Genomic DNA, 26,648 nt, shown 5'->3' on the forward strand with positions numbered 1-26,648 from the left:
AGTTTTTCCTCTTGTTAGTTATCATCATATCATCACATTTAAATTTAGTCAATTATATATTTTTTACTTTAAATCGCAACTTCCATCTTAATACTTGGATGATGAACATAATCTAACAATTTGAAATCATCAATGGTGAAATCGTCAAAGTTTTTCACTTCAGGATTGATCCATAGTGTAGGAGGATTTAATGGAGTTCGATTTAATTGTTCTTTAAGTGGTTCTATGTGTCGCTCATAAACGTGACAATCATTTATATTAAATGTAAGAGTACCCACATCATATCCTGTCACTTGAGCAATCATTCTTTGTAACACATAATATTGAAAAACGTTAAAAGGATTTCCTAATGCCATGTCATTTGACCTGATTCCTACAACCAAATGAAGTTTCCCTTCCTTCACGAGCCACTGATTATGCCATACACAAGGATATAAAGACATTAGATGCAAATCGTCAATATTCCACAGCGAAATTATGTGACGGCGAGATGCTGGATTTTTTTTCAATTCTTCTATAAGATTATGAACCTGATTTGTGACTACTGGCTCATAGGTAAGCAAACCATTTTCTCTAACAGTTTCATATTCTCCTGTATAGATTTCTTTCCCAAGTTGATATCCATATGCCTTCCCAATTGTATCGTCAGACATTGTCCATTCTTCCCATATCTTAACATTGTGTTCCCTTAGATAAGTTACATCACTCGTACGATGCACATAGAACCATAGTAATTCATGAATAGCAGTCTTCCAAGCCACTTTCTTTGTTGTCAAAATTGGTACTTCAGTATTGTCAAAAACAATCTGTTTTGAAATCACACTTTTTGTATATGCAAGACTTCCATCAGCCCATTTAGTACGAACCGTTTGATCTCTGTCCCATACACCATTATCTATAATATTTTCTACTAACTCTTTGTAGATCTGATCGTATTTGCTCATTTAATCACCTCATATGAATTAAGGGAGACTCTTATGAATCTCCCTTTTGTATCTTACTGTGCTGCTTCTATTTGACGCTGAATTTCTCGTTCTAACTCTTCTTCTGGTGGTTGCCATTCTGTTGGCTTCAAAATTTTTCCTTGCTCGTTGTATTGAACAGTACCATCAGGCCATATTTTAGCCATGTTACAATTATGGACAATATCGAATAGTGATTGAGGTTCAACATTGATTAATGTAAAATTCCCCTCATTAAAGTAACTTAAATCAGTAAATCCGTCTGATTGTCCAACAAGGACCTCATTTTCATTTCTGGGATACGGCTTAGAACATTGTTTAACAAACGAAGTGTCCATTCGATCAAGAAGTTCAGTATAGACTTCTTGAAATTCAGTTTCATCTTTACAAACCGTTTGAAGGATCTCAATAATTTCTTCGGTAAGAAATCCAAGACGATTAAGAAGCAATTCTTTGTTCATTGGGGTTGGAACGATAGGCATTCCAATGTTAAATGCACGATGAAAATCTTGAACCTTCTGATAATTGGATTTTGTCATATAAGTTTTGAATTCTCCTTTCATTGGGTTTTATAAATTAATCGTTAAAAATAAAATCTTCATCTTTTATTGATTCAATATTGGCCTTTACATATCCGTTTCCTTTTAACGAAAAGAAGTCATACGATTTTGTTTTTGTATTTAAACCATTGAGCACCACTGGATTTACTTGTTCCTCTTCAAAAAATGGCTCAAAGCCAAGGTTTTGCAAAGCTTTATTGGCGTTATATCGCAAAAACTTTTTTACATCATGAGCAAGTCCGATACTCCCATACAAATCCTCAGTGTAATCAACTTCATTCGAGTACAATTTGTTCAACAGATCGATGACAAATTGATACAGTTCGTCTTGAACCTCTGCTGGCTGTCTATTATAAATCTCTTGAGCTAATAACCCAATATATACGCCATGAATCGCCTCGTCACGAATGATCAAGTTAATAATCTCTCCACTCTGCATTAGTCGTCCCTGACCATAACAAAGTAGAGGAAAATAAAAACCGCTATAAAACAAAAAACTTTCCAGATATACAGATGCTACCATCGCCTTAAACAAAGACGGTTCATCATTTTCTTTAATCTCATTATAGACTTGGACAATAATTGAAGCCTTCTTCTGAAGATACTTATTACTTTTAACCCATTCGAAGACATCTCTAATTTCCTCAAGCGAGGCCAATGAAAGAAAGATATTTGAATATGACTTTGCATGAACTGCATTCTCCATCATAGCCATAAAGTTCAAAACGGCTTTTCTTTGATGTCCCTTTACTTGACTCATAATCTGAGGCATGCCTGTATTACCCTGCTCAGTATCAAGTAAGGTAAGTCCAGCTAGTGCTTTCTTATATACATCTTTTTCAGCTTGGGACATCGACTTCCATGTTAGTAAATCGCCGTTCAAGCTAATTTCCTCTGGAAGCCAAAACTGTCTTACATTTTGCTCATAAAACATTTGAGTGAAATTATCATCATTTCTTGACCAATCCGCAGCGTCATATACTTTTGTCAATTGATAAATCCCCTTCTCTTATACTTGGCAAGACAAACAATTGTCTCTTGAGGTGTCTTTTGTTCTCGCATAGTAAAGCGTCTTAATTCCTTTATGATGAGCATAAAGGTCGATCTTTGTTAGGTCTCTTGTGGTCATAGTATCCTTTAGGAATAAGGTAAAACTAATCCCTTGGTCGATATGCTGTTGAATTGTTGAAATCATATCAACAACATTAAACATGTCCATGTCGTATGCTTCGGTGAAGAAGAACCAGTTATCAGCAGAGAGGAAGGGCATCGGATAATATGTTTTGGAATTACCGTATGTTCTCTCTTCAATTCGTTCCATAATTGGCATTACAGATGCTGTGGCAGATTGAACGTAAGAGATTGATCCTGTTGGGGCGATGGCTAAACGATAACTATGAAACAATCCATTTTGCATAACTTGCTCTTTTAGACTTTGCCAGTCTTCTTTTGTTGGAATATAAACTCTCTCAAAAAGCTTCTGCGTCTTTTCATATTGAGGTGAATAATCTTGATTAATATATTTATCAAAATATTCACCAGTTGCATATGTAGAATTCTTGAATCCATTAAACCTTGAATTGGTTTCTACAGCGAGTTCCATAGAACGCTCCAATGAGTAATAATTCACCATCATAAAAAAGGTATTTGCAAAATCTCTGGCAATTGGACTTTGATATTGAATTCTATTTTTTGCGAGAAAACCATGAAGGTTCATTGCCCCTAATCCTACGGACCTCATGATTTTATTAGCCTTCTGCACTGCTGGCGCATTAGCAATGCATGTATTCTGGCTAACTGTCGTCAAAGAGTCTATCGCTAACTTTACTGTCTCCTTAATGGACTTATTTTTCATCACATTTTCAATATTCAACGAACCAAGATTGCATGAGATATCTAGGCCAATGTTATCTTCGTTTCCATAATCGTTATATTGGGAAACCTGAGATACCTGAAGCACTTCAGAGCATAAATTACTAAATTTTACAATTGATACTTCATTCAGTACGTGTTGCTTATTCACATTATCTTGAAACATAATATATGGGTACCCAGATTCATATCGAAGTACTGCTAACTTTTCAAGCAGTTTACGTGGGTTAATTGTCTCTTTTCGAACATTTGGATTATCAATAAGTTTTTCGTACATCTCAGAAATATTCATGTCATCAAGATGAACACCATATTCCTTATATACAGTATGAGGATAAAATACATACATATCCTTATCTTCTCTTGCAAGTTCAATCATCTTGTCTGGGATTACAACACCAATTGACAATGTTTTAACCCTAACATCCTCATCAGCATTGATTTTTTTAGTATCCAAGAAATCGTTGATATCACGATGGAATACATTCAAATAAACCGCTCCCGAACCTGCTCTTTGTCCCATTTGGTCAGCATATCTGAATGCATGGTCTAGGAGTTTCATTACACCCACAACTCCTTTTGTTGCATTCTCAATGCCCTTTATCGATTCGCCTTTTGCTCTGATCTTTGAAAGGTTTAAGGAAACTCCACCTCCCAATTTCGATAATTGCATGGACATATCAATTGCTTTGGAGATATCGTTTAAAGAATCGCCAACCTCCAGTAAGAAGCAGCTCACCAGTTCGCCCCTGCGTTTTCTACCTGCATTAAGCATAGTAGGCGTTGCAGGTTGATACTCTTGCTCAATGAACATTCTTACTAACTTTTTGGCCTTTTCAAAATCACCTTCAGCTAAGAATAGGGCCATAATAGAAAGTCTATCTTCGTAACGCTCAAGAATTTTCTTTCTATCATTTGTTTTGAGAGCATAGTCATTATAGAACTTGAACGCACTCATGAATGATGGGAAACGAAATTTTTTATCGTAAGCAATTTTAAATACTTCTTTGATTTGCTTAAAAGTATATTTATCTAAAAATTCTTTTTCATAATATTCATTTTCGATGAGATAGTCTAACTTCTCTTTTAGATCATGAAAGAAAACAGTATTTTGGTTTACATGATCAATGAAATAACTCTTAACTGCTTCCTTATCCTTTTCGAATTGAAATTGTCCATCTTTCTTCAGAATGACTTCATTGTTCAGTTGAATCCATTTTGGAATTTGTGACAAGCTTTTGTACCTCCTGAGTGAATATATCAACGTCTGATTTTAAACCTGATAACTCGAATTTATGTAATATTGGCACTTCATAAGCAGAAGAGATAATGTCGGCACTTAATGCATACATATCTCCCCAGCCCTTATTCCCACTGGCTGCTACCGCAACTAGGTATTTATAGTTATTATTCAAAAAATCTAATGTGGATCTTGGGACTTGCCCTTTCCCAGTAGTGTATGTAACAAGAACATATGGTTCATTAACAATCAAGGTATTATGTATTTTTTCTTTATTAAATCCTTGTATCTTCTTTACAAACCTTTCAACGTTTCCAGTTAAGGAATCAAAAACAATAATCAAAATGCATCACATTCCCTGATAAAATAACTATTTCATTACATTTCTTCAGCAAATCCATTCTCAAGCATGTACTGCATCTCATAATCAAAAATGAGTCTCAAAGCTTCTTTATCAACTGCATAACCTTGATTCAGTAGTTTACTCTGCACATATTCGATCAGTACGTCTTCGTTTAACTCCATGTCCTGTTCACCTCCCCTAATCATAATTTCATCTGTTTCTCATTCTTCCTCATCATCAAAATCATAGAAGTATCCTTGATATTCACAATCTCCGGACTGTGGTAATTCTTCATATGTTTGCCCACAATAATTCTCTTTGAGCACAATTTTTATGTCAAACTTTCCTTTGCCTGAAAAATGTTCACTAATTCCCTTATTTCTATCGCCATTCCCTAATAGTTCATATACATCTTTCCCACCAAAAATTCCATATCCATCATATGCATCTTCGTAAATTGTTTCTGTTGGCGTAACAAGATAGCACTTGCTCTGCTTTGGAGGCATTCCACTATGTATGTTTGCCAAACTTTTACCACTAACAGCACATGTCCAACTAAACATTCCCATCCAAATTCTCCTTTACAACAAAAAACTATTTTATTTTAATAACTCAATTGCATATCTCGATGTTAAGTGTGCAAATAACAAGATTGAAACCGTAACATGAATAAAAATATCTGTCTTTGATAACTGTTCATTATTTATTAATTTCAAAATGCTTTTAACTGAGTTAACGAGTACTGTCAAACTAAATATTAGTAATAATACAACTAACATCTTATCACCTCCTCTCTAGAAACCCATTAAAGAACAGTTTCAAGTGCTTTTAATATCCTATATCGTGTAATGTTGATTCGATGCTGGAAATTAAATTGCGTGTTGATTCTACTCCCATTTCTTCTGCGTCATCACCAAAATCATCAATCCAACTTTGCAAATCATCTTTTGCGGTTTCAAGTAATGCTAGAATTTCTTTAATTTGATCTAATAACGGCAATTTCCTCACCTCTGTTACAGGATAAAATGTTAATTTTATTGACTTTCTCAAAGTTATTAATTAATACCGAAAAAGGGCAAAATAAAGAGATTTTACAGTGAGTCACATAGAAGCATTGTGGAGAAATCGGACTCCGCTCCTCAGCACAATTTGTACTAATCTAGTAAAATATAGTTATAGGGGGTGAAAACAATATGGCAGAAAAAAAGTACATTATGATAAACAAAGAGAATGATGCTAGAATTGAAACTACTGAAAAATTCTTATTAACTTGGATTGCAAAAGGCTTTGAAGTTGAGGAAATTATTCTTCCCGAAGAGGAGTAATCTCCTCTTCTTTTTCTAATAAAAACATGATTTCATTGGTTTATGTGTGATGTGTCAAAACGATATATTTCGGTTCAACATCTAGGTTATAAGTGTCCAGAATAAATGACTTCACTCTTTGCGCAGCCTTTTTAAATTGTTCGGTACTCTCATCTATTACAGTCATTTCTAATCCAGATCCTTCACAGTCATAATCTATTTGTATGATCTCTCCAACAATGAAGTATTTTTGACTGTAAACATCGTCTAAAATTACAATGTCTCCTGACTTACTTTTACGATTAAAGTCGTACTTTGTGTATAGTGAATCTTCTTTTTCCCATTCTTCGTCATTATAATATTCTGATCCAATGTTACATCCAATTAGTATGAAGTTATGGCTGCGAACTCCCATTTGACACCTCCCTTTCTCCTTATGAAATGGCTCTTTTATCGCTTTATAGTTCATCACTCAAATAATCATATAAATCACAAATAAAATCATTGCCAGCGTTCTCAGGAATTTTTTCATCAAGTAATTCATTTGCTGCTTCCCAAAGTGCCGTAAGATAATCAGAGCTATCCATAAAATAGATTGCACTCACAACGGTCTTCAATGCTTCTTTTTCTCGATGTCTAAGCGTGTCAGAAATGTATTCTTTCATCCTTTCATCCATACTTTACATCTCCTTTTTAAGATTTTGGTTCTTTACCAAGTCTCTTCCTACAAAAATATCTGCTGATATGTATATTCTCATCAAGCCATTCGAAAGGGAAATCTTCTTCGAGGGCCAAAGCAATTCTTTCTTCAACATCACAAACTGGCTCTTCTTCAGTAGCATCCTCAGGATGAACATAAAATTCACATTTATAACAATTAGCCTCTTGAAAACACATATGTTCTGTTCCGTTACTAAACAATCGTAATTCTCCTTTTGTTGGTTAATTAATCAATTTCAGTCCAGTTAATAGGGATATTATAGATTCGCGCAAAATCTCTCATGCCCGAACGGTAAGCTTCGGAACGATCAATAATTTTTAGGCAAGTCGCTCTTTCATACAATTCCAGTACTTTTTCCTCTGGGGTTTCTTCAATTTCATATCCATTTACAATAACGTCTAGTAGACTTAAAAATTCGCCACTATCTATATAATGCTCTTGTAATAGCCTACCTTGCTTATTCAATTGGTTTGGGTCACAAAATACAAGGTTATTGATATTTGTAATAATTGCTTTACCATCGTTATTCATAAATACATAATCAATTGCATTTGCAATTTTCTTACTTACTTTTTGTGCCATAACTAATACTCATCCTTTTCTAATAAAATATGCAGTTCATTTTCTTTCTACAGTTACTTTTGACTCGATGTTGATTTAAAATAACTAGCGATCATTGCTAATGTTGCTGCAATAATTGGAATATGATCTTCATTGAATCTATTAGTGCCAAACAAAATATTTAGCCCATCTGTAATAATCCCACCAAACACCTACTTAGCAACGAGACCTCCAAGGTACCCGAAGCCAATATGAATTACTGGTGTAATAAAAAGTGCTAAAGCAATTAGCAGGGTAACTGAAATAAATGTTTTAATACCTGCATACATTTCATTATTTTTCAACTAAATACTCTCCCATATTTTTTATATCACCATAAAACTTGTCTTTTAAAGGCTTTCATATGAAACAACTTTTCGCTTCAGTTCTGCATAAACATTTTTTGTGTAAGTTCCAGATACCACTAAAACTTTATCTCCAAACTCTAGAATAATCTCGCTTCCATGATCATGATAATTTGTCAGTTGTTCATTTTTTAATAACTCAAGGATTTTAAACTTGTCCATTCCTATTTCCCCTTACTTAGATGGTCACGATCCTACCCTTATGTCTGGTTCTAGGATCATACTTATGAAGTCCAATTACTGTTGCAACTTTAACACTGTTCTTCTTTACCTTGTAAAGTACTGCAACATGTCCATCGGTACTAAGCCATCTGATTTTTTCAATGAAGTCCGGAATTCCATTCAATTCTTTCTTCATTTTGTTGATACAAATTCCTTGTTGTCTGCACCTCTTTACTGCATGCTCAGAAAATTTAATTTTCATGTTGTTCACCTCAATTTCCGTTCGAAAACGGAGAGCCGTATAAACGACTCCTCATTTTCTTTTTGCTCTGGGAGTTGGCTCACCACTTGTAAAACGCTTTTGCATTGTGCTTCCGCCTTTTTGTGTTCCTTTTACGATTCGCAAACCCTCGAAATAAAGCCTTTCTTTCGCTGCTTGTTGTTCAGCATCCTTATATGCCGTTAGATAATCATTTGCAAGATTTTCAATAATTACAGATTTACCTTCTTGTGTTAGTGCCAGTCCGTAGTAAGTTGCCATTTCAAATTCTCCTTTTATTATGTATAATTAGTGTTTATAAGAGCAACCGAATCTATTGTTGCAGAGATTGTTTGCAAAAAAATCTTTCTTTCCGTCTACATCAATACACCTTGGTTTCCATTCATATGTATTTTCAATTTTTTCTACAGTTCTTTTAACCCAAGTCTTTGTTCTTTCCAAATCCTCTAGTTTAAAGGGATAAGCAAACTCTTTTTTACCTTTTTCTCTAGGAAATATATAAATAAGATAATCAGGATATTTACCATATTTCTCTTTAATGGGTATACTGTAAAGATATAATTGCATTATATTGTGATGTAGTTTTTCACCTTCATACTTTTTGCTAGTTTTATAATCACCAATGACAAGATTATATGTATTGTGTTGAGCTACTAAATCAGGATATCCTTTAATTTTTATGCCATCTACTTCAAATAGCTTTTCCTCCTCCGCCTCAAGGATCTGATATTGATCGAATATGTAGTTATAGCATCCCTCTTTAAAAAAATCAAACAGTGCTTCTTCATAAGACTTACCCATACGCGGAAATGGTGGCTTGTGACCGAGCTTTTTCCAGCCATTCATTAATTCCTTTTCTAAGTCCCACGCAAACAATTCATTATTATGCAGTTTTTCGATAGTTTCATGAACCAGTGTTCCGTAGGAACTAAAGAAATTCCCCTCCCCTCTATCACCCTTGTAGTACTGAAGGAAGAAATTATAGTAGCAACCCTCGCATTTCTCGGCCATATCATAAGAGTTTAATCTTGACCATGACCAAACAGTTTCGTTTTTTACTTCTTCAAGCAATTCATCACTCTCCTTGTTTTAGTAGGCAACCTGATAAAATTATGAATTCAATTCTATTCGTCTGAGTCATCAAGTGCTTCCATATAGTCATGAAACGCATCAAAAAACCTTTTTTCTCCTTTACTCATCGTCTCTTCATCTTTTTGATACATTTCATCAATCAATTCAAATACTGATTCCATCAAACTATTTAATCTTATTTCGATTATTTCATTCGAATCTGCATGCTGATTCATCCCCCAACACTCCTCATATGTATAATTTTTCATACTTTATGTATTTACGAATCCAGCCTCTTCAATATCAAACATTATCCTTCCAAGCACTAATGCTTCGTTAGGGGTCAAAACTAACTCTTTATCCATCATATGTGCAGCTTCTAAGGATTTCATCACTGCACTATGAAGATCCCTAAGCTTCGTTTCTGTGAATGTGAAGGTTCCAACTGTCTGACTTATTGTTTCCTCACTTTTGCTTATGACTAAGTTCTTCACTCTGACGACTCCTTTTCCTTTGGTGAAAACAATCTACCAAATTTTACAGACCAAAGTCAATAGTTTTATAAATTTATTTTTTATTTTTAAAAGTCACTTGATTTTTTTCTTTAATCTTTTATAAGTTTCATTAGCAAGTTCTATTATTGCCTCTTCTAATTTTTTATCGCTTTTATAACACTCCAGTCTTTTTGCTAACATTCTTATTCCTTCAGCATCAAAATCTGGAATGATACGCTTTATGTCATTGTCATTTTCATTGCGGAATAAATAAAATAAAGCATTAATAATAATCATGTCTTTTTCAATTTGCTTCATACTTAACCCCACTTTGAAATCAAAACTTTAATGCCTTGTGAAATCCATGATATGGGCTTATATTCACTTCCAAGCTCAATTAGATATAACAAAAAGAGAATCGTTGCAACTAAACTAAGATTCTTTTCGGAAGCTAACCAAATAAACAAAACCCATATGCCAAATAAAATTAATAGTTGGAACAATATCGAGATTATAATCACCTCAATTTCCCCATAAAAGAGTTCTTTTATCTTGATGTAATTGATTCTCTAATTGTATAATTCTTGATGTTCATTACATTTACTTTTCCGTTCATATCCTCGTTCTGAAAGAACACAAACCTATGTCTATTTCCCCATGGCATTTTACTAAACTGTTCTTCAATTACTTCCTTACTGCCGATACAAACCATCCTAATAATATTAACATCTAAGTCTTCTTTGAAAATGTGGCAATCTTTCAGCAGACTCCCATTACATAATTCAATATCAGTCAACCACATTTCAGCACCTCATGTTCACATGAAACCATTATTTTATTTGCTCCTTAACACCATTCAAAAGCTTGCCGATCCACATTCCTACTTCAGAAGGATCTTCTATAGTTTGATATAAAATAGTTCCAACAAACGCATACCACGATATAATAAATATAACGGTTAAAATTATCATTACAGTTATTAGTTTGAAAAGTAAATTGTGTCTTCTTCTAAATTTAGACCTATTTAGTCTCTCATACATTCTTTACGTTCTCCTTTCTTTTATTACTGAAGAGACATTCTAAAGCAATTGTTCTCCGCGCCATTGCTCCGCTTTTACTGTTTGTGCATCAGATAATAACATGCCTGTGCATTTTGGGCAGTGTTCAGGGGAGTGCTGTTCTGGTACATAAAATTCAAAATTACATTCATCACAAAAGAACTGGTCTAATAAAAATTGCTTCAATAAACTCCCACTCCTTTTCATAATAAAATCGCTAATTCATTGGATCTTTTATGTATGTTTTTAACTAAATGTTGCTTCTGGCTTTTGCTCTGGTCGAACTTCACCATCATCTGAATCGACATCGATGACAATTTCTGTGCCTGATTGAGCCAATAGATTTAAGAACACTTCAAATTCATTAATGTTTCTTAATGATTTAATATCTGAAACACTACTGCGTTCAATATTCCATTTTGACCATGACGAGTCTTTCCACTTCTTTATCTTGACCATAAAGTTCATTTCTTCATCATGTTCACACTCAAAAATTAGGCTTGCAGATTCCAGTGAACTCCACGATCTACCTTCATCGTGCTGAACTTCAAATGTAACTGGCACATACTCATAAGTTGGCTCATCGTCATAATCTACTTCCAGTCCATCAGTTTCAACATTTTCCTCAACATATTTCATCCACTTATCAAATAACTCAGATGTTTTGATTTGCTTAGGCGCTTCACTCGTATAGAATTTTTTGAAATTATTCAAAAGTGCCTTATTTTCTTGAGTTGTATTTTTTAACACGTCTGTCAGAACAGTATCTAATTTCACAAGATACTCGGAAAAGTCATATGCCTCAACCATTGGCGTAATTGTAGACATAAGCTGCTTTTCAATCGTTTTAGTAATGTCTCCATATGATCTAAATAAATTATCAAGTGCATTGTTAACGCATTTTTCAAATTGTTCACATACTAATTTCTCAATGGTTCCATCATTCAATTTTGTGGTAATCACATTTTTAATATTTTCTTCAATTGTCATATGTATATATCACCCTTTATATTTTATGATTAATCTTTCAATAGAAACTCAATTGCGTTAATCTCAAGTTCAACCTTCTTATCGTTAGAAAGGAGTTGATCCAACTTTGCTTCCACCGCTTTAAGTTTTTGTTCTTCTTCTTTTCTGTTCATGAAATCAAGTTTTGATTTTAAATCACTAATCCAGTCCTTTGCATTGTATCCACTGATTGAGTACTCATCTAAAACACTCAAGTCCCTCGCTGACATTGCATATGAGTTAAGCTTAACCATAAGCTGAATGATTTGATCCTTCTGCAAAACTTGAATATTGTGTCTTACACCATCGAGTTCGATTGAACAGTTTGTTGTCGGCGTAAATTTTTGAGACTTGCCAATCTTCTTTTTCTTTTCCTCAATCTGTTTCTTCAGTTCCAAGATTTTTTGATCGTTATTGTTTGCCATTTAATTACTCTCCTTTTTGATACAGTTTTCCATTGGCAAGATATTTGTTTTTGTACATTGGCTTATAGTGTTTATATATTTCCATAAGAGTTCCCTCAAAAAGTTTATTTTCTCGTCTCCAATAATCTGTACCTTCTACATAAACAACGAAATTATTTGGTTCATTTGATTTTCGAATTTTAATTAAATTGTAGTTACTTTCATTTGTATAAACTGCGGTTCCCCATCCATATGAATTTACCTTGTTTTCAAATGTCTCGAAGTCATAATACACATATTCATCTTTTGAATCATCGATTGGCGAATAGTGATAGTCTCTCTCAAGTTTATCTATTAAGTCAGCATAATTTTCGACGCAATCTTCAGATATGACACCAATGATTTTATCTCCAAGCGATTTTCTTGTTTCGAAATGCGAGTAATATTTTCCTTTTTTATAAAAGTAATATTTTTTACCTTCATTATCGCCACGGTAACCATAGTAATCATATCTGCCCATATAAATCCATTCTTCATTGTCTTTTGTTCGATATGTTGCTCCAATAATTAAATCTTTAGATTTAATATAATTTTTCTCTTGAAGAATTTTAGTGAATTGTGAAATTTCAACATAGTCTGGGGAACTTGTTGGGATTAGAATAAGCTCGTCACGATCCCAACCATAGACAAATTCACCATCTAACCCTTTTCCTTTGATTGAATTTGTATTTTCCAATATGTATAAGAGATTTAGAACACTGATTTCAAACTCAAAATTACGTTCATCATGTACTCTGCAATATGTTTGCCTATGATTCCACCCGGATGAATAGCCACCTACTTTTTTATTTAAAACAAATCCGCTTGTAGGCAAATTTTCTAATTCTATTGTTTCAATATTTTTATCTACCCATTTATTCCATGAGTTTTCTTTTCTTAACTTGCCTTTTTCATCATAATAAATTATGTATGCCAACTTACCTGTGTATGTCCCTTCTCTTTTTTGAAATCCAACTTTGATTATTTTTGGTATAAAAATAGTACTTTTCATGGTATCCTCCTAATCAATTATTTCAACCTCATAATTTAAAAGTGCTTGATACAAATTATTCGGAATTTTATTTTTATATTTGTTTGCAACTTCTTTTATATGTGCTTCCTTATATGTTTTATAACAATTAAAAGCCTTCTTTTCTTCATTTATTTCAAAAGTTCCTATACAAACTCTTTTGTTAGTTATTTGATTCATATATTGTACTTTTAATTTATTTATTTTTGAGTCGTAATGTACTCCTATAGGATATTTACCTCTTTTTGTATTGCATTTAACTAATATAGAATTAATATTATGTGGTACAAAAACACAAGTTTCTGGCGAATAAATCTTGTTACCTTTATAAAGAATATCCTTATCTAATTCAAGTTGTTCGCCATCAATATTATAATAATTTTCCTCACACCATTTTGCGAAATTCTGATAATTATACCATTCTTCACATACTGTACAATCTGTATAGGATGTATTATTTTTGATTTTATCCCCATGACATCTATTTAGCATGTTAATCCATTTAGAATAAAATAAATTTGTTTTCCCATTAATTTTTGATTTATGCCTGCCATTTCCCATATACCCTATATTAAATACATAAGGAAAGTATGGATTTTTAATAGATCCTTTTTTTATATGATCCCATTTTACGTTTTTTTCATACCCGAATTTATCCAAAAATTTTATTCTAATATTTCGGGTGTTAGTGTATTTAATAATTATAAATTCACTACCCTGTCTATTCGTATAAATATTATTTTCTCTTTCTACTGTCATATATTATTCACCTATCAATGTATCCTCTCTCTTTTGAAAGCCACCCTTAATTTTCTCTGGAACAAATATATTAGTTTTCATTATCATCATCCTTTCATTTTCCTTATAAAAATAGTGTCTTATAGGTTAAATTTAAGTACTTCACACATTTCCTTTTTCTTAATAAAGCTCAAGCCATCGAGTAAAACTACTTCTCTCGGTTCATGCGTTCTTTCCACTTTGCCTCCATTTTCTTCGTACAATTTTATTAGATCTTCAATGGATATCTGTTGTCCCTGTTCGTTATACATAGCTCCATCTGTGATGTTAAAATAAATTGAAAACATACTTTTCTCAACTCCCGATGCAATCGTTGTTTTATTATCAGTCTGACGAACTGCTTCCCGAATCATAGGAACTATCTGTATCGTAAGAAGAACCAGAATCATATGAGCTTCCGCTGTCGTTTGAACTATTCCAATCAGAACTCGAACTTGAATATGACGAGCTTTCAATAATACTGTCGATCAAAGGATATGTAGTGACATCGTTACTGGAACTATAATAGCTATTTGTAACTGATACGACATTATAACTACTTCTGCACCGTGGACAAGTGCCACTTCTAAATTTCACTCTACATCTTTTACATGCTTTCATTTTATCCTCCTTTATATTCCGATCAAATTGTAGATTTATTTGCTTTCTATACTAATCATTTCTACATTCGAATAGAACTTTTCCAGCATTCATATTTGTCTATTTTTACTGTTTTAATGATATTTCTATTGAAGTGTTCACCACACCATCTACACTTGCGATTGTTTTTATTTATTATGTAATAACGGTTATTGTATTGATTGTTAAAGTCATAATGTTCAGAATCGAACATGCAACGCCCAATTCTTATATATGTATTTAGAAACCAATCTGTTACATCAATCATATGATTAGGAAGAAACGTACATAGGGAGAATCGAGTTGGTTTATTCTTCCGTAATGCATCCATAAGAAAATAGCCAGAAATCATTTGCCCATCTGGGTCAATCATGACTTGTCGTAGTATGTTTTGCTCTTTGTGTATATTCTTGTGAAATTCAATATGGGAGCCATCCCAACGACTTTTTGCATTAAACCATATTTTTATTTGTTCTAAATTATTGTTTTTTCTTTTTGAAATCCCTTTAAATAGATTATATAATTTACGATTATGCTTTCCATTTTCATCATTGGAATTAGGCCTAATTTTTTGTAAAAAGTCATTATCAAGAATCATTTATTGTTATCACTTCCTCTTTTTCAATTCTTCTAAGTACTTTTCTTCATACTCGATCTCAGTGATTGACTCAACAAGCCCCTTCGTTCTTTCTTCCAAATTAAAATCGGTTTTATAATAAATGTCATTCTCACTTGTTACAAAGCTTTCTAGGTGTTGTCCTTGAAGCATCATTACTCCATACATAAAATTAATAGTCTGCAATCCTTGGAAATCAGTAAGACCCTCATCAGCGATTATTTTCTTGTAGGCATCCATAATTTCTCTTGCACGTTTTGTATTACTTTTTAACTTTCCATTTTTATTAAACAATTTTTTATTTTCATCTCTAGTAAGTTGATTCGTATTAATCCATAGTTCATCTACTACCAAAGCCATTTCAGTTATATTTTCATTCAGTAATGCACCAATTTTAGCAAATACATTTTTCCATAGTGGTCTTTGTTCAAGGTGTTTTTTAATCGCTTTATCGTAATTGGTCCCTCGTTTAATCTTAAAGCATTGCTTCATTTCGCACCTCTTCGTCTTAATGATCGTTTTTTATGCTTTTAAACTATTAATTTATTGTTTGCTACATCATATTCATATTTTTCTTGTTCACTTACATTAATAATCTTGTTATCTTCGGTTTTGAACATGTCCATGACTTTATTACTTTTAACAACGAATCTCAAATGATAATAGCCAAGTGTTCTTGATCCATCATTATGTAGCACCAACACCTTGCCGAGACTTACCGCACGTTTAATCTTATATTCAATTTCGCTAAAGCTATCACATTTGCTGGAACTGAGAGGGCAATTCACCTGAAAGCTATCAACTACATTTTTTGATATTTTCATATTTTACACCTCATAAGTATGTATTATTTACTTCCTTCAAATTTCTCATCTCTACTGCTTTCCTTCCCTTCTTAACCACCTTCATTTCCATATTTTATTAATGAGTAAAATATAGCATATTGCCAAAAATTGCGCAAGCAGTAATTTAAGACTTGCGCAATTTTAATTATTTTACTTCTTAAATCTCCGATAAAAGGTGGATTTCATCGGAATACCTAGATCAAAAAAGTCAGTATTTATAAGGGTTTTTACCTAAGCAAAAATTCTATATTTATAACTTTTTTGGTAAAGTTCATTGAAGACATCCTTCCCCAGATCCACAGGACTATGCTTCAGATCCTCAGATAACAGGTTGGTTTCTCCATCCCACATTGCATAAACCAATCTTGCATTTGTAAATTTCTTTGCTTGTTTTTTGAAATCATCTGGATTCTTATCTTTATCCAGTGCTAATATTATTTTTATTTCGATACCCAAATTCTTTATCATCTGTATTTGATAAATACTTAGGTCATCCCCCCCAATAGCAACACAATTGCGATATCCAAACTGTGTTGCTAACCAACAAGATTTTTCCCCTTCAAAAATGATAATTTCTTTTTTTTCTAAGATATAATACAGTGCTCTATGCCAATTATAAAGCTCAATCATTTTATTAAAATTGTAAAGGTAGAGAAATTTATATATCCCTTTTTGTTTGTATAGTGGATCAATTGTACGCCCCTTTACAGACACAATATCTCCATATTGATTATGTATTGGATACACTACTCTTTCAGTAAGCAAATCAAAACCAACTTGAAATTCAACTTGTATTTCATATTTAATTCCTTCTTGGATATAAGGTAAATAAGGATACAACACAAATTGATTCATTATCTCATCAGGAAGAATTAAATTTTCATATGTATCATCTAAGACTTTTTTGTTTCTCTTCTTCTTTACTTCTTTTAACCACTTTAAAGGATCTTCAACTGGACTATTGTGAGTATTGGTTATAAGTTCTTTGTATCCTAGATTTTCACATATCCAACGTTTAGCTTTGGGTAAATTTTTATTCTGCTGCTCTTCACTATAACAGTCAAAAACAATAAAGGAGACAAGCCCAAAGATATCCCCTTGAGAAAATCCTTTAGAGCGTACACGGCAAGATAAGTTTTCATTTACATAGATTTGAACACTTCTTTTATTATTCGAATTAAATTTATGTGGTAGTTGTGCCTCATATCTATTACCTTTTGGGGTAATATGTTCACACTCCATACGCACTAAAATTTCTTCGAATCTGTCTTCATTTAAAATTCTATCTTTTATTAATTTAAATTCATTCTCCATTTTTCACTTCCCATTAAGAAGCTTATTTATTTACACCATTATTTCTAACCTGCGCATAGGCTACTTCCTTCCAGATGTTCAAGTCAGAAATAACCTCAAAAATTATTTGCTCGTCTTCAGATCCCTCACGATTTTTTGGTAAGAAGAGAATCAGATACTTTTTCTCAGGGTCAAGTACATATTTTTCCTTATGCCACTTCCCATCAGATTTATTCTTCTCATAATTGTATGCATAAATTGCATTTTTTTCGCCATCATACTCATCTGAATAAATTAGCCTACCAGCCATAACAATAGCTGCAACTTCAACAATCTCCATAGACTTGCCAATACTGTCTAAATCAATGTAGCGAAACTCTTTTCCGATTTTCATCTGTACAGTTGCCAAGGTGGCACAATTATTTGCCTCTTCTTTGATACAATCGTACAATTCTTGTGCGGAATTAGAAAATGCAAGCCATCTGTCGCCTTCTTGAGTGAGGTCTGGTTTAAAAGTGTCGAAATAAATATGTTTATATCCAAGCGGTCTATATAACTCAATACGACTGATTACATCTTCTATCCGATACTTTTTAAGAACAATAAGTTTGATAAAATCAGGCTGATTCTGCTTAAGCCACGCGGCAGCTTCTTTAAGTATTTTTTTATTTTCTTCTGAATACTTTCCTCTATTTACTACATCGCGAGGTATTGGTTTCTTGAGAATTCTAGAAGCAACAGTTGCAAGCAAGCGAGCTTGCCATCTCTTTTTACCTTCCTCATTAACGAATATCAGCGCTTTCTCAAAACTCAAATTATTTTCTGGATCAAGTGCTTTTACATTATGCTCAAAAATAGACAATACATATTTTTCCGTAACTATACTACTTTTCCCGACACCGGATGATAAAACAAGATACATTAGATTTCCAAGTTTTTGCCCATTAATTTTTTTAGACAGTCTTGGAGACTCAAACAAAGGCAATCCTACCTCTTCACCCTCATCAAGTTCATCTACAACTTCTTCGATATCTTCTGTTAGATTATACTCAACTACATCGCCTGAATTAATCTGTGAAAAAGCAGTTTTAAATTTATGCTGACAAAATGACAATAACTGTTTCAGTGACATTTTCGCTAATTTATGTATAAATTCTGTACTATGTACATTTAAGAATCCTAGTTCTTGAAGATTTCTCAGACTCTCATACTTTTGAACCTCGCTGAAATGATACTCATCGTTCCCTTGGTCTTTATTGCACTCTTCCATGAGCGCTGCCATTGTTTCATATCCACCAAAATCATTATATATTTCAAGTAAAGATTTTTTATCAATTTCCTTTGGTCTAGACACCAAGAAAGAATATACTGTTGTATCCTCAAATGATCTAATGCCGTTTTCATACATTTCTTTACCTATGTAATAAAAAAAGTGCCATATGTTCTTTGTAAAAGTTTCTTTTACAATCTTGTGAGATTTATATTTCGTGTATAAAGTTGGCTTATTCCAAAGATACCCACAGAACATGCTTTCATGAATTTCGGATGGAACTACGAATTCTTCAATGTATTTAACAGAAATTTAAATCACTCCTCACAACAGTTCCGATATATCCGTTTCATCTTTTTTCTTTTTTGATGCTGTAAATTCATAATCTAATGACATATCTTTATCAATTATTTTAGTTTGTAATTTCTCCTGCTTCATAAGTTTTAATTTGTGATTATAAGCATCTATTAAACTATTTCTCACAATAGATAGGCAATAATACATTTCTCCGAGCTTCGTTTCAAAAGTCATGTTTAGAAGAGCATCTTCAATTTTCTTTTTGCAAAAGTCATATGTATAACTTAGTGCATTATACGGAACGCCACATTTATATTTTTTATTTACTTTACCTAATAGTCCTGAATCATTTCTTATTTCTTCAATTTTCATATAAAACAACGGAGGAATATCAATTGTTTTTTCAATGCCATGAATTTTTAATAATTTATAATATAATTCATCTTTTTGCTCTTGTTCCTTTTCTAAAAACCTTTTATGAGCAATATACTCATTTAAACACTCCCTTTCATGAAAGTACATATTATTATATTTTACTTTTTTGGATTCATCAAGTACTAAGCATCTTCTACACTTGGTTTTTCTTGCCAAAGTATCACCTCATGTCAAAAACCCCTGAAAAACAGGTATTCTCATTAATCCAGATTTATAATAATCTCTAAACTTAACCCTACATTTAAGCAATGGCTCAACAAATATAAACTGATTGTTTTCACTGATTTTACTTCGCCTCAATATAGGCCAAGCCAAAACCCTTGCTTCTTTTGTGATTCCATGCTCCATAGTTCCCATTGGCCTAATTTTATTTCCTTCTTTAACACCAATTAACCACGAAAAATCCTTCTTATTGTATCCCGTAATAAAGACTTCACTTTCTTTCCAGTTAATCACTTTAACCCAAGACCATGATCTTGTTCCTACTTCATATTTACTTTGCTTCTTCTTGATTACAATCCCTTCAAGACCATATTGCTTCACAATATCAAAGTATTGAGTTGCACTGCCAGTTACAGGCCTTACCCGTGTATAGTAAGGTGTCTCCTCAAAGGATTCCTCCAGAAGTTCCTTACGGCGGTGAAGTGGAAGTCCTGTAACATCGATCCCTCGATACATCAATATATCAAAAGCGCAAAATGTCACTTGATGCTTCAACTTCTTAGATTTGAATCTCGCATTACAGGCTTCAAAATCTGGCTTGCCTTGTTCATCCGTAACAATCAGTTCCCCATCAAGGACCGTTCCCTTTTCAAGTGGAGCATCATGCAACTCAGGGTATTTATCTGTAGCATCTGTATTTTTTGTATAGAGCCTCAAACTTTCCATGTTAGAGACAATTAATCTTATGCCATCCAGTTTCAACTCTGTAATGCAGTTAGGATCATCAAATGGCAAGTTATTTTTTGCATACTGTAAAAGCATTGGCTTTATCATCAACTATCACCCAATGCCATTGTACTCCTGTTAGCCTATCATTTGCACAGATTATTACTGGAAATTATACACACATTATTTCTTGGGTAATCACAATATTTTATGTTTATCGACAATTCACGGAACCTAGTCCGTGAAAACTTCTATTTATGAATCAACAATTTTCGTTGATAAAACCTCAGAAAAATCGATCCACTCGTAGCCTTCATCAAAATCCAACTTGAATTTCTTCTGATGATGAATCGAAGTAACAACTCCAATTTCTTTGCGATTGCCCCACTCTCCAAAAATCAACACTTCCAGTGTTTCCTTTTGAGCATATGATCGAGCCACATTTTCATTGATAAGTGTTATCTCGTCCTCATGAAGTACAGGCATCTTCGACCTAGTTAATTCTTTGTTTGATTTTAGAATCTGAGACCTATGCTCGGGCAACATCATCCGTGAAGATTCCCAAAGACCATTTCCTTGAAGTTTTTTACTCATTTGTAGTGGCCTCCGATTCGTGCTGCTCGATCTCTTGCTTGACCTGCTTGACTGATTGATGCTGCCCTCACAATAATTGTGTCACCAAATCTTTGTTTTAGGGCATCAGTTGTACGCTCTAATTTTCTTATTCTGTCTCGATCATCAAACATAGAAATTTGATACTGGTCTTCATTTGTTAATTGAGATAAACCAACCCCGAGCTGTCTAACAGGAAGTCCATCCCAATGTTGTTTGAAGAGTTTCACTGCTTCTTCATACACATGTTTTGTGGCATTTGTGGGATCAGCCATTTTCATTTGTCTATGGAAACCTGTAGGGTAATCAAAGTCTGCACCTCTACAGCCTACAGAAACCACATGGCCCATGAACCCCTTTGATCTACTCCTTTGGCATACTAACTCAGTTAATTCCAGTATGGGTACTAAAATCTCATCTAAGGTTCTGTAATCTCTAGGCAAAGTCATCATATGCCCAATACTTTTAGGTGGAATCTCGTGAGTGTATGGACTAACTGGAGAATCATCAATGCCGTTAGCTATCCTCCAGTACATCTCAGCATCAATATCACATGATTTCTTAAATCTTTTTTTCATCATTTCCTTTAACTTTGGCAAAGGAGTATTGGCTAATTTGCCGACTGTTGTAAGCCCCATCGCACTAAAATGTCCTGTCATTCGGGAGCCAACCATAAATGCCTTATCAATTGGTTGTTCCCAAAGAGTAGATGGCAGATCTTCTTGTTTTAACATAAAGATGCCTGACTGATTCTTTTTGGCCCACAGATCGCAGGCCATTTTTGCAAGCACCTTTGAGGAGGAGAGACCAAATCTTATTCTCACTCCCGTAAACATAAGAACTTTTGCCTGAATTGCTTTTGCGACCTCAACAGGATCTCCAAACATCTTCTGACTAAAGGAAAAATCAACGAACTGTTCGTCGATTGAGTATTGCTCAACAAGATCTGTATATTCCCTATAAATTTGAGTAATTTGCATGGAAACATCAATATAATGCTGCATTCTAGGCTTCATAATAATCAATTCGGGACACTTTGATAATGCTTCTCTCAAAGTTTCAGCAGTTGTTACACCATAACTTTTTGCAATCGGACAAGCCGCAAGAATAATACCTGACCTTCTCTCAGGGTCACCTGCTACTACAAGTGGTTTATCACGATATTCAGGGTGAGAAGCTTTTTCTACGCTTGCATAGAACGATTGACAATCAGCAAGTCCTATGATCCTCACTTGTTGTTTACTCACCTATCACCCCTCCTCAAGCTTATGAATCCCCATGTATTTGCAGAGTCTTAGTTGTGTTTCCGATTTAATTACGCTGGATAGCATCGAAATTTTATGTTGATATCCTCTGACAAGGTAAGAGGCTTCAACACCCGTTTTTGTACTTTGATGCTCAATAATTTTTATTCCCAGTTCCCTTGTTCGCTTCTTAGTTGAGTACATGTCACATGTGATCAGATATTGAACTGTTTTCAACATACTTATATAAACCGCTGGCACTTTGAAGCCCGCTGACTTAATCTTTGTGATATCTAACTCAAGCACACTCATAACAATTGGAAGCATGATCAAGTCTTTTACAAGCGTCAAGTCTTCTTCCGTTTCCAAAAGTGTCTTGCTCATGTGAAGCACTCCCAATTAATTATTCTGAGTATCCACCAATCGTAATGTCCGTGGCTTGGATGGTTCCCACATAATTAACCCTTTACCCTTTAAGATTTCAAGATGTCTGTGTAAAGCACTTACAGATTTTAATCCAACCATGCTTCCAATTTCTCGAACAGAAGGCGAATAGTTGTATTTTTTCATGTACAAATTTATTGCGAACAAGATTTGTTCGTGTCGTGGTTTCATGTGTTCCCCTCCAGTAATCGAACGTATGTTTGCTGTAGTGATTCTTATTATAACCAAACACACGTTCGATATTCAAGAGGGGAAATTTTTACCTTAAAATATTGTGATAAAACTCTCGTTTTATTGCCTTTGTGATTCAATAAATTTCTTGATTTCACGTAATTCTTTCATATTGCGTTTATTTAGCAGCTGGACACACTCATTATGTAGAATATATAACTGCTCCTCAAAATCCTTTCTCAAAGATGAAGGACAATCAAGAGTATCTGGAACAGCATTATTGTAAGCTTTTTCACTCTCTGGGCAGCAGTGCATTTCATAATTCCAATAACAATATTGATTATTGCATTCCATCTATCTTTCTCCTTTTATATATTTTATTTCTTGACTTCCCTTACTGGAAAACCATAATCATGAAGTTGATACCAAATATACATAAACATTCGTCTATAATAATCTCTTGCGTATCTTCTTGTTCCATCACCATAATCAGAAAATTTTTCAGGGTTACTCATATCCAATGGCTCACCCTCAGACAGTGCAAGTTTAATACAATGTGCGAAAGTTTTACCGCTACTCCTTCCACCACTCCAACAATAGACTTCATTCGTTAGAAGATACCCTTTTTGATCACCAGTTAATTTAACATTAAGTGCATTTTCTATTTGTCCAATCAACAATTCATTGAGTTTCAATATTTAAATCTCCTCATAAAATTCCTAATTCATTGCAAAAATGTTCATATGTCTTTTTGTTAAATTGCCAGTTTTTATTATTAAGTTTAAATACAAATTCTTTTGGCTCTCCTTTTTTAAACTCTCCTGTATTCCGCTGATATGGAATTACATCAAGTTTAAAATTTTCTGAGAGATACTCCTGAATAAGATGGACAGCAGTCGCAGTATAGTAAACAGCCACTCCAGAATTTCCATTATGGGTATTTTCCATAATAACATTCACATATTCATTTCTATCTCCTAAATTGCCACTATAGATGTTAAGTTTCTTTGCTACAGCATCTACAAAATTAAAATGAGGATTATCATTAGAAGAAAACAACTTTAATTCTCTGGCGACAATGTATCCTGACTTATCGCCAGTTCTAATTGTGTATTTTTCAAAATTTTCTCTTAGGTTAATGAGACCTTCTGTTAACTTCAAATCATTGTGCTTAAGACTATCAATTTCTTTTTCATGATTCTTTAACTCCTTTTCATGGTCAACAAGCTGATTGATAGCTAATTGCATTACTTCAAGTGGAGATAATTGGAGCAGTTTTTTCTCCATCTCTTCAAACTTGGTGACGTATGCTGCTGTGAATAGGACTCCCTTTTCACCAGTCATTTTATTCGCAATCATGTCGCAGCCTTTGCGAGTAACAAAATAACACGGCTGCTCTTTATTTTGGGAATTTATATATTTACTTTGAATAAAAAAATCTCGACTCTGCAATTTTGCAGACTCCATATATTCAACATATGTTCTAATGCTTCTCATCAATTGGTCGTGCTCTTTTTCTACCATAGCAGCTACGTCTCGACTATCAACGTACAACTTTCCATTGAAATTTATAACACTAAAATCCAATTCATTATTCTCCTTTTTTTCTTGAAATTACAATTTCATCAATATTTGATTTTATGTGTTGCAAGCAAAACTTCGTCTTCTTTTGCTTTACGATAGTGTTTTCTTTTTATATCAAAAAATCTACTTCCTCCACCATCAATTCTATACGCCGCATATGTATTTTCATCAAACATTGCTACAATTTTATAGACCTTTTTCTCATCTTTGACGAAAATATAGTCATCTTTTTTATAAATAGAGCCAACAGGGAACGGTACTGGTCTAGCTGGCAACAACAAATTTATCTGCTCTCCTATCAATTTTTCTGAATAAATTCACGATTTTATAGCAATTCAATCTTAACTTTTCTACCATCTTTTGCTCTTCTCAAAATACCTCCAACTGCCAACCCATTTACATAGTAATCATCGAAATAACCTTCGTCATATCTAACCTCACATTCGCCTTCTAATTCAGTAATAAAATGTTCTTTGAACTCATTTATAAAAACATTAATGTCTTTATGTGACTCATATGTTTTGTATTCAGAATAATCATCATGAGTTTTATAATAGAAATCCAGATAATGCCCATTACTATAATCACTGTGATATCTTGAGAATTGAAATTCCTTAAAATTATATTTGCTTTTCACTTCATTCAATATGTATTTTGCATCTCTATAATGATCCCTGAACAATTCAATGAAATCTGATATATTTTCATGTGCCGAAGAATAACTTTCTTTGTCGTTTCGATAAAGATACTCATCAAAATTCACATCTCCAAAGTCTAACTTAATGTTGTATCTTCCCCATGAATTATTGGTGTAAGTTACTGAAACAATGGCATCTGGAAAGGCATCGGCTAGAGCATTATAGATATCAATTTCTTCGCTTACTGTTGCATCTTCTTTATGTTCGACAAGATATGTATTTTTAAAATGTTCAAATGCCTCTTGCTCATTTGCGAATACTGCTTTATCTAATTTGCTAACAAATTTAGTCATTCAATCTCTCCTTATATTATCTTTATTTTATTTACCAAACAATTTCTATTAAATGCTATAATATACCTAACATTAAAAAAGAAGGTGTTGCTGTGAATAGAATAAATCATTTTGCAGTTATAAGGAAAGCATTGCCAGATGAAATACTTAATTGGAATTGGCAAGACATTCCGTTATATCCTTATGAAAATTTGCCTTCTGTTCCCTGTGTGCTCGTAGTCTATAAAAAAGATTTTGATAACCTTGCTCCATTACAAATTGGCATGACTAGTAACCTAAAAAACTATATTAATTCAGACTTAGACGCTCAAGCTCGCAACGGCACGAACATATTTTATGTCATGGAACAAAGCGAGATTGCAAGAAAACTTATGCGTCAACAACTTCGTTCATTTTTTTATGATGAGAAATAAAGTACCTCTAAAAAGGTGCTTTTTTACTTTTTTTAAATCATGTTACATCAGTATTGTTTAATCAATGATTCAAGATCTCTCAACACTTTTTCGGTCTCAGTTATTGTTCCAAGAATAGATCCACCACTTGACTTGATTTCAATTTTAAACAAGTTCCTATCTGTCACAGGCTCAACAGGAGAACTATAATAAAATAAAGTTCCTTTAGGAATAGTTTTTTTGTAATAAGAATCTGTATAATCTTCTGTTAAAATCGTAAGTCCCTTGCACCCCTTTACTCTCTTCTCTGATTTCTTACTATGTATGTGATACCCTAATGTTTTATATTTATGTACCTCGACAAGTAACCCTTCTTGAATACGCCAAATGTCCTTTATTTCATGCGACTGAATTTTCTCCACATCATATCTCCTTATTAAATTGCATTTTTCATTTTATTATTCAACTAACTGCAATGCTTCCTCGATTGCTGGTTCCTTTATTTACATCATATACAAAGTTAAATCCACACTTGCAGGTTCGTTTAATAATATTATCATCAACCTCTAATGTGCCTTTACCATTGCCAATAAGTTCATTTTCACTCTACTAAACGAGACCAAATACCCATGTTTAT

46 protein-coding genes are annotated in these 26,648 nt (G+C 33.4%); 2 read left to right on the plus strand and 44 right to left on the minus strand.

Annotated elements, in window-relative coordinates; genetic code table 11:
* Positions 1–68: 68 nt before the first annotated feature.
* The 8 genes from thyA to KQX66_RS09880 form a co-directional block, all read right to left on the minus strand.
* Entirely contained in the window at positions 69–944 is an 876-nt protein-coding gene (gene thyA / locus KQX66_RS09845) for a thymidylate synthase (protein WP_216792278.1), read from the minus strand.
* A gap of 53 nt (positions 945–997) precedes the next feature.
* A complete protein-coding gene (locus KQX66_RS09850; protein WP_216792279.1) occupies positions 998–1,501 on the minus strand; it encodes a pyrophosphohydrolase domain-containing protein in 504 nt (167 codons plus the stop codon).
* Positions 1,502–1,538: 37 nt separating this feature from the next.
* On the minus strand, positions 1,539–2,513 hold the full coding sequence (gene nrdF, locus KQX66_RS09855) for a class 1b ribonucleoside-diphosphate reductase subunit beta (protein WP_216792280.1): 975 nt from the start codon (positions 2,511–2,513) through the stop codon (positions 1,539–1,541).
* An 18-nt stretch (positions 2,514–2,531) separates the two neighbouring features.
* Positions 2,532–4,655, minus strand: a complete 2,124-nt coding sequence (gene nrdE / locus KQX66_RS09860; protein WP_438804187.1) for a class 1b ribonucleoside-diphosphate reductase subunit alpha — start codon at positions 4,653–4,655, stop codon at positions 2,532–2,534.
* The gene (gene nrdI / locus KQX66_RS09865) at positions 4,591–4,980 is read right to left on the minus strand and encodes a class Ib ribonucleoside-diphosphate reductase assembly flavoprotein NrdI (RefSeq protein ID WP_216792504.1); all 390 of its coding nucleotides are present in this window, start codon (positions 4,978–4,980) and stop codon (positions 4,591–4,593) included. The genes nrdE and nrdI overlap by 65 nt, the downstream gene beginning before the upstream one ends.
* Before the next feature lie 32 nt (positions 4,981–5,012).
* Positions 5,013–5,159 (minus strand): hypothetical protein, encoded by a 147-nt coding sequence (locus KQX66_RS09870; protein ID WP_216792281.1) that lies wholly within the window; start codon positions 5,157–5,159, stop codon positions 5,013–5,015.
* A gap of 39 nt (positions 5,160–5,198) precedes the next feature.
* Entirely contained in the window at positions 5,199–5,546 is a 348-nt protein-coding gene (locus tag KQX66_RS09875; protein ID WP_216792282.1) for a hypothetical protein, read from the minus strand.
* Between the two features lie 259 nt (positions 5,547–5,805).
* Positions 5,806–5,976 (minus strand): hypothetical protein, encoded by a 171-nt coding sequence (locus KQX66_RS09880; RefSeq protein ID WP_216792283.1) that lies wholly within the window; start codon positions 5,974–5,976, stop codon positions 5,806–5,808.
* A 194-nt stretch (positions 5,977–6,170) separates the two neighbouring features.
* On the opposite strand from KQX66_RS09880, the gene KQX66_RS37775 reads away from it, so the two are divergent.
* Positions 6,171–6,302, plus strand: a complete 132-nt coding sequence (locus KQX66_RS37775) for a hypothetical protein (RefSeq protein ID WP_284439798.1) — start codon at positions 6,171–6,173, stop codon at positions 6,300–6,302.
* 40 nt (positions 6,303–6,342) lie between these two features.
* Here KQX66_RS37775 and KQX66_RS09885 read toward each other — a convergent pair whose 3' ends face one another.
* The 34 genes from KQX66_RS09885 to KQX66_RS10045 form a co-directional block, all read right to left on the minus strand.
* On the minus strand, positions 6,343–6,696 hold the full coding sequence (locus KQX66_RS09885) for a hypothetical protein (RefSeq protein ID WP_216792284.1): 354 nt from the start codon (positions 6,694–6,696) through the stop codon (positions 6,343–6,345).
* Positions 6,697–6,739: 43 nt separating this feature from the next.
* Complete coding sequence (locus KQX66_RS09890) at positions 6,740–6,958, minus strand: hypothetical protein (RefSeq protein ID WP_216792285.1); 219 nt, start codon at positions 6,956–6,958, stop codon at positions 6,740–6,742.
* Between the two features lie 16 nt (positions 6,959–6,974).
* Positions 6,975–7,202, minus strand: a complete 228-nt coding sequence (locus KQX66_RS09895; protein WP_216792286.1) for a hypothetical protein — start codon at positions 7,200–7,202, stop codon at positions 6,975–6,977.
* A gap of 25 nt (positions 7,203–7,227) precedes the next feature.
* On the minus strand, positions 7,228–7,584 hold the full coding sequence (locus tag KQX66_RS09900) for a hypothetical protein (RefSeq protein ID WP_216792287.1): 357 nt from the start codon (positions 7,582–7,584) through the stop codon (positions 7,228–7,230).
* Positions 7,585–7,775: 191 nt separating this feature from the next.
* On the minus strand, positions 7,776–7,907 hold the full coding sequence (locus KQX66_RS37780) for a hypothetical protein (protein ID WP_284439799.1): 132 nt from the start codon (positions 7,905–7,907) through the stop codon (positions 7,776–7,778).
* 45 nt (positions 7,908–7,952) lie between these two features.
* The gene (locus KQX66_RS09905; protein WP_010497757.1) at positions 7,953–8,129 is read right to left on the minus strand and encodes a hypothetical protein; all 177 of its coding nucleotides are present in this window, start codon (positions 8,127–8,129) and stop codon (positions 7,953–7,955) included.
* A gap of 16 nt (positions 8,130–8,145) precedes the next feature.
* Positions 8,146–8,391, minus strand: a complete 246-nt coding sequence (locus KQX66_RS09910) for a hypothetical protein (RefSeq protein ID WP_216792288.1) — start codon at positions 8,389–8,391, stop codon at positions 8,146–8,148.
* A 51-nt stretch (positions 8,392–8,442) separates the two neighbouring features.
* Positions 8,443–8,670 (minus strand): hypothetical protein, encoded by a 228-nt coding sequence (locus KQX66_RS09915; RefSeq protein WP_216792289.1) that lies wholly within the window; start codon positions 8,668–8,670, stop codon positions 8,443–8,445.
* A 27-nt stretch (positions 8,671–8,697) separates the two neighbouring features.
* On the minus strand, positions 8,698–9,480 hold the full coding sequence (locus KQX66_RS09920) for a PD-(D/E)XK nuclease family protein (RefSeq protein ID WP_253957048.1): 783 nt from the start codon (positions 9,478–9,480) through the stop codon (positions 8,698–8,700).
* A gap of 53 nt (positions 9,481–9,533) precedes the next feature.
* Positions 9,534–9,716 carry a hypothetical protein gene (locus tag KQX66_RS09925; RefSeq protein WP_216792290.1) on the minus strand — a complete coding sequence of 61 codons (183 nt, stop codon included), beginning with the start codon at positions 9,714–9,716 and terminating at the stop codon, positions 9,534–9,536.
* A gap of 36 nt (positions 9,717–9,752) precedes the next feature.
* Positions 9,753–9,974 carry a hypothetical protein gene (locus tag KQX66_RS09930; protein WP_216792291.1) on the minus strand — a complete coding sequence of 74 codons (222 nt, stop codon included), beginning with the start codon at positions 9,972–9,974 and terminating at the stop codon, positions 9,753–9,755.
* 93 nt (positions 9,975–10,067) lie between these two features.
* Entirely contained in the window at positions 10,068–10,292 is a 225-nt protein-coding gene (locus tag KQX66_RS09935) for a hypothetical protein (RefSeq protein WP_216792292.1), read from the minus strand.
* Between the two features lie 761 nt (positions 10,293–11,053).
* On the minus strand, positions 11,054–11,218 hold the full coding sequence (locus KQX66_RS09940; protein ID WP_216792293.1) for a hypothetical protein: 165 nt from the start codon (positions 11,216–11,218) through the stop codon (positions 11,054–11,056).
* A 60-nt stretch (positions 11,219–11,278) separates the two neighbouring features.
* Entirely contained in the window at positions 11,279–12,022 is a 744-nt protein-coding gene (locus KQX66_RS09945; RefSeq protein ID WP_216792294.1) for a hypothetical protein, read from the minus strand.
* Positions 12,023–12,051: 29 nt separating this feature from the next.
* Positions 12,052–12,465, minus strand: a complete 414-nt coding sequence (locus KQX66_RS09950) for a hypothetical protein (protein ID WP_216792295.1) — start codon at positions 12,463–12,465, stop codon at positions 12,052–12,054.
* Positions 12,466–12,469: 4 nt separating this feature from the next.
* Positions 12,470–13,495 (minus strand): hypothetical protein, encoded by a 1,026-nt coding sequence (locus KQX66_RS09955; RefSeq protein ID WP_216792296.1) that lies wholly within the window; start codon positions 13,493–13,495, stop codon positions 12,470–12,472.
* Between the two features lie 9 nt (positions 13,496–13,504).
* Positions 13,505–14,272, minus strand: a complete 768-nt coding sequence (locus tag KQX66_RS09960; protein WP_216792297.1) for a hypothetical protein — start codon at positions 14,270–14,272, stop codon at positions 13,505–13,507.
* A 119-nt stretch (positions 14,273–14,391) separates the two neighbouring features.
* Positions 14,392–14,700 carry a hypothetical protein gene (locus tag KQX66_RS09965; protein WP_216792298.1) on the minus strand — a complete coding sequence of 103 codons (309 nt, stop codon included), beginning with the start codon at positions 14,698–14,700 and terminating at the stop codon, positions 14,392–14,394.
* Positions 14,701–14,972: 272 nt separating this feature from the next.
* Positions 14,973–15,527 (minus strand): hypothetical protein, encoded by a 555-nt coding sequence (locus KQX66_RS09970; protein ID WP_216792299.1) that lies wholly within the window; start codon positions 15,525–15,527, stop codon positions 14,973–14,975.
* Between the two features lie 9 nt (positions 15,528–15,536).
* Complete coding sequence (locus KQX66_RS09975; protein WP_216792300.1) at positions 15,537–16,037, minus strand: hypothetical protein; 501 nt, start codon at positions 16,035–16,037, stop codon at positions 15,537–15,539.
* A gap of 38 nt (positions 16,038–16,075) precedes the next feature.
* On the minus strand, positions 16,076–16,369 hold the full coding sequence (locus KQX66_RS09980) for a hypothetical protein (RefSeq protein WP_216792301.1): 294 nt from the start codon (positions 16,367–16,369) through the stop codon (positions 16,076–16,078).
* Between the two features lie 252 nt (positions 16,370–16,621).
* Positions 16,622–17,704 (minus strand): DNA primase, encoded by a 1,083-nt coding sequence (locus KQX66_RS09985; protein WP_216792302.1) that lies wholly within the window; start codon positions 17,702–17,704, stop codon positions 16,622–16,624.
* A 22-nt stretch (positions 17,705–17,726) separates the two neighbouring features.
* Positions 17,727–19,091, minus strand: a complete 1,365-nt coding sequence (locus KQX66_RS09990) for a replication protein (RefSeq protein ID WP_253957049.1) — start codon at positions 19,089–19,091, stop codon at positions 17,727–17,729.
* Between the two features lie 186 nt (positions 19,092–19,277).
* Positions 19,278–19,841, minus strand: coding sequence for a YorH family phage-derived protein (locus KQX66_RS09995; protein ID WP_216792303.1), 564 nt, complete (start codon positions 19,839–19,841; stop codon positions 19,278–19,280).
* A 9-nt stretch (positions 19,842–19,850) separates the two neighbouring features.
* Complete coding sequence (locus tag KQX66_RS10000) at positions 19,851–20,681, minus strand: ATP-dependent DNA ligase (RefSeq protein WP_253957050.1); 831 nt, start codon at positions 20,679–20,681, stop codon at positions 19,851–19,853.
* Positions 20,682–20,828: 147 nt separating this feature from the next.
* Entirely contained in the window at positions 20,829–21,167 is a 339-nt protein-coding gene (locus tag KQX66_RS10005; protein WP_216792304.1) for a YolD-like family protein, read from the minus strand.
* Positions 21,164–22,432: a DNA polymerase IV gene (locus KQX66_RS10010; RefSeq protein ID WP_216792305.1), complete on the minus strand. Its 1,269-nt coding sequence runs from the start codon at positions 22,430–22,432 to the stop codon at positions 21,164–21,166. The genes KQX66_RS10005 and KQX66_RS10010 overlap by 4 nt, the downstream gene beginning before the upstream one ends.
* A gap of 3 nt (positions 22,433–22,435) precedes the next feature.
* Complete coding sequence (locus KQX66_RS10015) at positions 22,436–22,813, minus strand: YhjD family protein (RefSeq protein WP_010497798.1); 378 nt, start codon at positions 22,811–22,813, stop codon at positions 22,436–22,438.
* 15 nt (positions 22,814–22,828) lie between these two features.
* On the minus strand, positions 22,829–23,044 hold the full coding sequence (locus KQX66_RS10020) for a LexA family protein (RefSeq protein WP_216792306.1): 216 nt from the start codon (positions 23,042–23,044) through the stop codon (positions 22,829–22,831).
* Positions 23,045–23,164: 120 nt separating this feature from the next.
* Positions 23,165–23,398, minus strand: a complete 234-nt coding sequence (locus tag KQX66_RS10025) for a hypothetical protein (RefSeq protein ID WP_216792307.1) — start codon at positions 23,396–23,398, stop codon at positions 23,165–23,167.
* A 23-nt stretch (positions 23,399–23,421) separates the two neighbouring features.
* The gene (locus tag KQX66_RS10030; RefSeq protein ID WP_216792308.1) at positions 23,422–23,739 is read right to left on the minus strand and encodes a hypothetical protein; all 318 of its coding nucleotides are present in this window, start codon (positions 23,737–23,739) and stop codon (positions 23,422–23,424) included.
* A 13-nt stretch (positions 23,740–23,752) separates the two neighbouring features.
* Positions 23,753–24,631 (minus strand): Rha family transcriptional regulator, encoded by an 879-nt coding sequence (locus KQX66_RS10035; RefSeq protein WP_216792309.1) that lies wholly within the window; start codon positions 24,629–24,631, stop codon positions 23,753–23,755.
* A gap of 38 nt (positions 24,632–24,669) precedes the next feature.
* Positions 24,670–24,909, minus strand: a complete 240-nt coding sequence (locus KQX66_RS10040) for a hypothetical protein (RefSeq protein WP_216792310.1) — start codon at positions 24,907–24,909, stop codon at positions 24,670–24,672.
* A gap of 44 nt (positions 24,910–24,953) precedes the next feature.
* Positions 24,954–25,619 (minus strand): hypothetical protein, encoded by a 666-nt coding sequence (locus tag KQX66_RS10045; RefSeq protein WP_216792311.1) that lies wholly within the window; start codon positions 25,617–25,619, stop codon positions 24,954–24,956.
* Positions 25,620–25,711: 92 nt separating this feature from the next.
* Here KQX66_RS10045 and KQX66_RS10050 point away from each other — a divergent pair, with 92 nt between their 5' ends.
* Positions 25,712–26,032, plus strand: a complete 321-nt coding sequence (locus KQX66_RS10050; RefSeq protein WP_216792312.1) for a hypothetical protein — start codon at positions 25,712–25,714, stop codon at positions 26,030–26,032.
* Positions 26,033–26,079: 47 nt separating this feature from the next.
* On the opposite strand, the gene KQX66_RS10055 is transcribed toward KQX66_RS10050, so the two are convergent.
* Both KQX66_RS10055 and KQX66_RS37785 read right to left on the minus strand, forming a co-directional pair.
* The gene (locus KQX66_RS10055) at positions 26,080–26,433 is read right to left on the minus strand and encodes a hypothetical protein (RefSeq protein ID WP_216792313.1); all 354 of its coding nucleotides are present in this window, start codon (positions 26,431–26,433) and stop codon (positions 26,080–26,082) included.
* A 40-nt stretch (positions 26,434–26,473) separates the two neighbouring features.
* On the minus strand, positions 26,474–26,602 hold the full coding sequence (locus tag KQX66_RS37785; RefSeq protein WP_216792508.1) for a DUF3797 domain-containing protein: 129 nt from the start codon (positions 26,600–26,602) through the stop codon (positions 26,474–26,476).
* Positions 26,603–26,648: the final 46 nt, after the last annotated feature.

Origin of the sequence: Paenibacillus oleatilyticus (assembly GCF_018998565.1) — a bacterium.
In the GTDB taxonomy this organism is placed as follows: domain Bacteria; phylum Bacillota; class Bacilli; order Paenibacillales; family NBRC-103111; genus Paenibacillus_G; species Paenibacillus_G oleatilyticus.

Coding starts and splice junctions, on each gene's coding strand:
- KQX66_RS10000 (WP_253957050.1), bottom strand. CDS start 20,681: ATGATAAAGCCAATGCTTTTACAGTATGCAAAAAATAACTTGCCATTT.
- KQX66_RS09950 (WP_216792295.1), bottom strand. CDS start 12,465: ATGGCAAACAATAACGATCAAAAAATCTTGGAACTGAAGAAACAGATT.
- KQX66_RS09945 (WP_216792294.1), bottom strand. CDS start 12,022: ATGACAATTGAAGAAAATATTAAAAATGTGATTACCACAAAATTGAAT.
- KQX66_RS10045 (WP_216792311.1), bottom strand. CDS start 25,619: ATGACTAAATTTGTTAGCAAATTAGATAAAGCAGTATTCGCAAATGAG.
- KQX66_RS09915 (WP_216792289.1), bottom strand. CDS start 8,670: ATGGCAACTTACTACGGACTGGCACTAACACAAGAAGGTAAATCTGTA.
- KQX66_RS10005 (WP_216792304.1), bottom strand. CDS start 21,167: ATGAGTAAAAAACTTCAAGGAAATGGTCTTTGGGAATCTTCACGGATG.
- KQX66_RS09990 (WP_253957049.1), bottom strand. CDS start 19,091: ATGTATGAAAACGGCATTAGATCATTTGAGGATACAACAGTATATTCT.
- thyA (WP_216792278.1), bottom strand. CDS start 944: ATGAGCAAATACGATCAGATCTACAAAGAGTTAGTAGAAAATATTATA.
- KQX66_RS37775 (WP_284439798.1), top strand. CDS start 6,171: ATGGCAGAAAAAAAGTACATTATGATAAACAAAGAGAATGATGCTAGA.
- KQX66_RS09970 (WP_216792299.1), bottom strand. CDS start 15,527: ATGATTCTTGATAATGACTTTTTACAAAAAATTAGGCCTAATTCCAAT.
- KQX66_RS09910 (WP_216792288.1), bottom strand. CDS start 8,391: ATGAAAATTAAATTTTCTGAGCATGCAGTAAAGAGGTGCAGACAACAA.
- KQX66_RS09960 (WP_216792297.1), bottom strand. CDS start 14,272: ATGACAGTAGAAAGAGAAAATAATATTTATACGAATAGACAGGGTAGT.
- KQX66_RS09965 (WP_216792298.1), bottom strand. CDS start 14,700: ATGATTCTGGTTCTTCTTACGATACAGATAGTTCCTATGATTCGGGAA.
- KQX66_RS09935 (WP_216792292.1), bottom strand. CDS start 10,292: ATGAAGCAAATTGAAAAAGACATGATTATTATTAATGCTTTATTTTAT.
- KQX66_RS10015 (WP_010497798.1), bottom strand. CDS start 22,813: ATGAGCAAGACACTTTTGGAAACGGAAGAAGACTTGACGCTTGTAAAA.
- KQX66_RS09900 (WP_216792287.1), bottom strand. CDS start 7,584: ATGGCACAAAAAGTAAGTAAGAAAATTGCAAATGCAATTGATTATGTA.
- KQX66_RS10020 (WP_216792306.1), bottom strand. CDS start 23,044: ATGAAACCACGACACGAACAAATCTTGTTCGCAATAAATTTGTACATG.
- KQX66_RS09870 (WP_216792281.1), bottom strand. CDS start 5,159: ATGGAGTTAAACGAAGACGTACTGATCGAATATGTGCAGAGTAAACTA.
- KQX66_RS10025 (WP_216792307.1), bottom strand. CDS start 23,398: ATGGAATGCAATAATCAATATTGTTATTGGAATTATGAAATGCACTGC.
- KQX66_RS09905 (WP_010497757.1), bottom strand. CDS start 8,129: ATGGACAAGTTTAAAATCCTTGAGTTATTAAAAAATGAACAACTGACA.
- KQX66_RS09885 (WP_216792284.1), bottom strand. CDS start 6,696: ATGGGAGTTCGCAGCCATAACTTCATACTAATTGGATGTAACATTGGA.
- KQX66_RS09985 (WP_216792302.1), bottom strand. CDS start 17,704: ATGGAGAATGAATTTAAATTAATAAAAGATAGAATTTTAAATGAAGAC.
- KQX66_RS09955 (WP_216792296.1), bottom strand. CDS start 13,495: ATGAAAAGTACTATTTTTATACCAAAAATAATCAAAGTTGGATTTCAA.
- KQX66_RS09980 (WP_216792301.1), bottom strand. CDS start 16,369: ATGAAAATATCAAAAAATGTAGTTGATAGCTTTCAGGTGAATTGCCCT.
- KQX66_RS09875 (WP_216792282.1), bottom strand. CDS start 5,546: ATGGGAATGTTTAGTTGGACATGTGCTGTTAGTGGTAAAAGTTTGGCA.
- KQX66_RS09890 (WP_216792285.1), bottom strand. CDS start 6,958: ATGGATGAAAGGATGAAAGAATACATTTCTGACACGCTTAGACATCGA.
- KQX66_RS09850 (WP_216792279.1), bottom strand. CDS start 1,501: ATGACAAAATCCAATTATCAGAAGGTTCAAGATTTTCATCGTGCATTT.
- KQX66_RS09925 (WP_216792290.1), bottom strand. CDS start 9,716: ATGAATCAGCATGCAGATTCGAATGAAATAATCGAAATAAGATTAAAT.
- KQX66_RS09975 (WP_216792300.1), bottom strand. CDS start 16,037: ATGAAGCAATGCTTTAAGATTAAACGAGGGACCAATTACGATAAAGCG.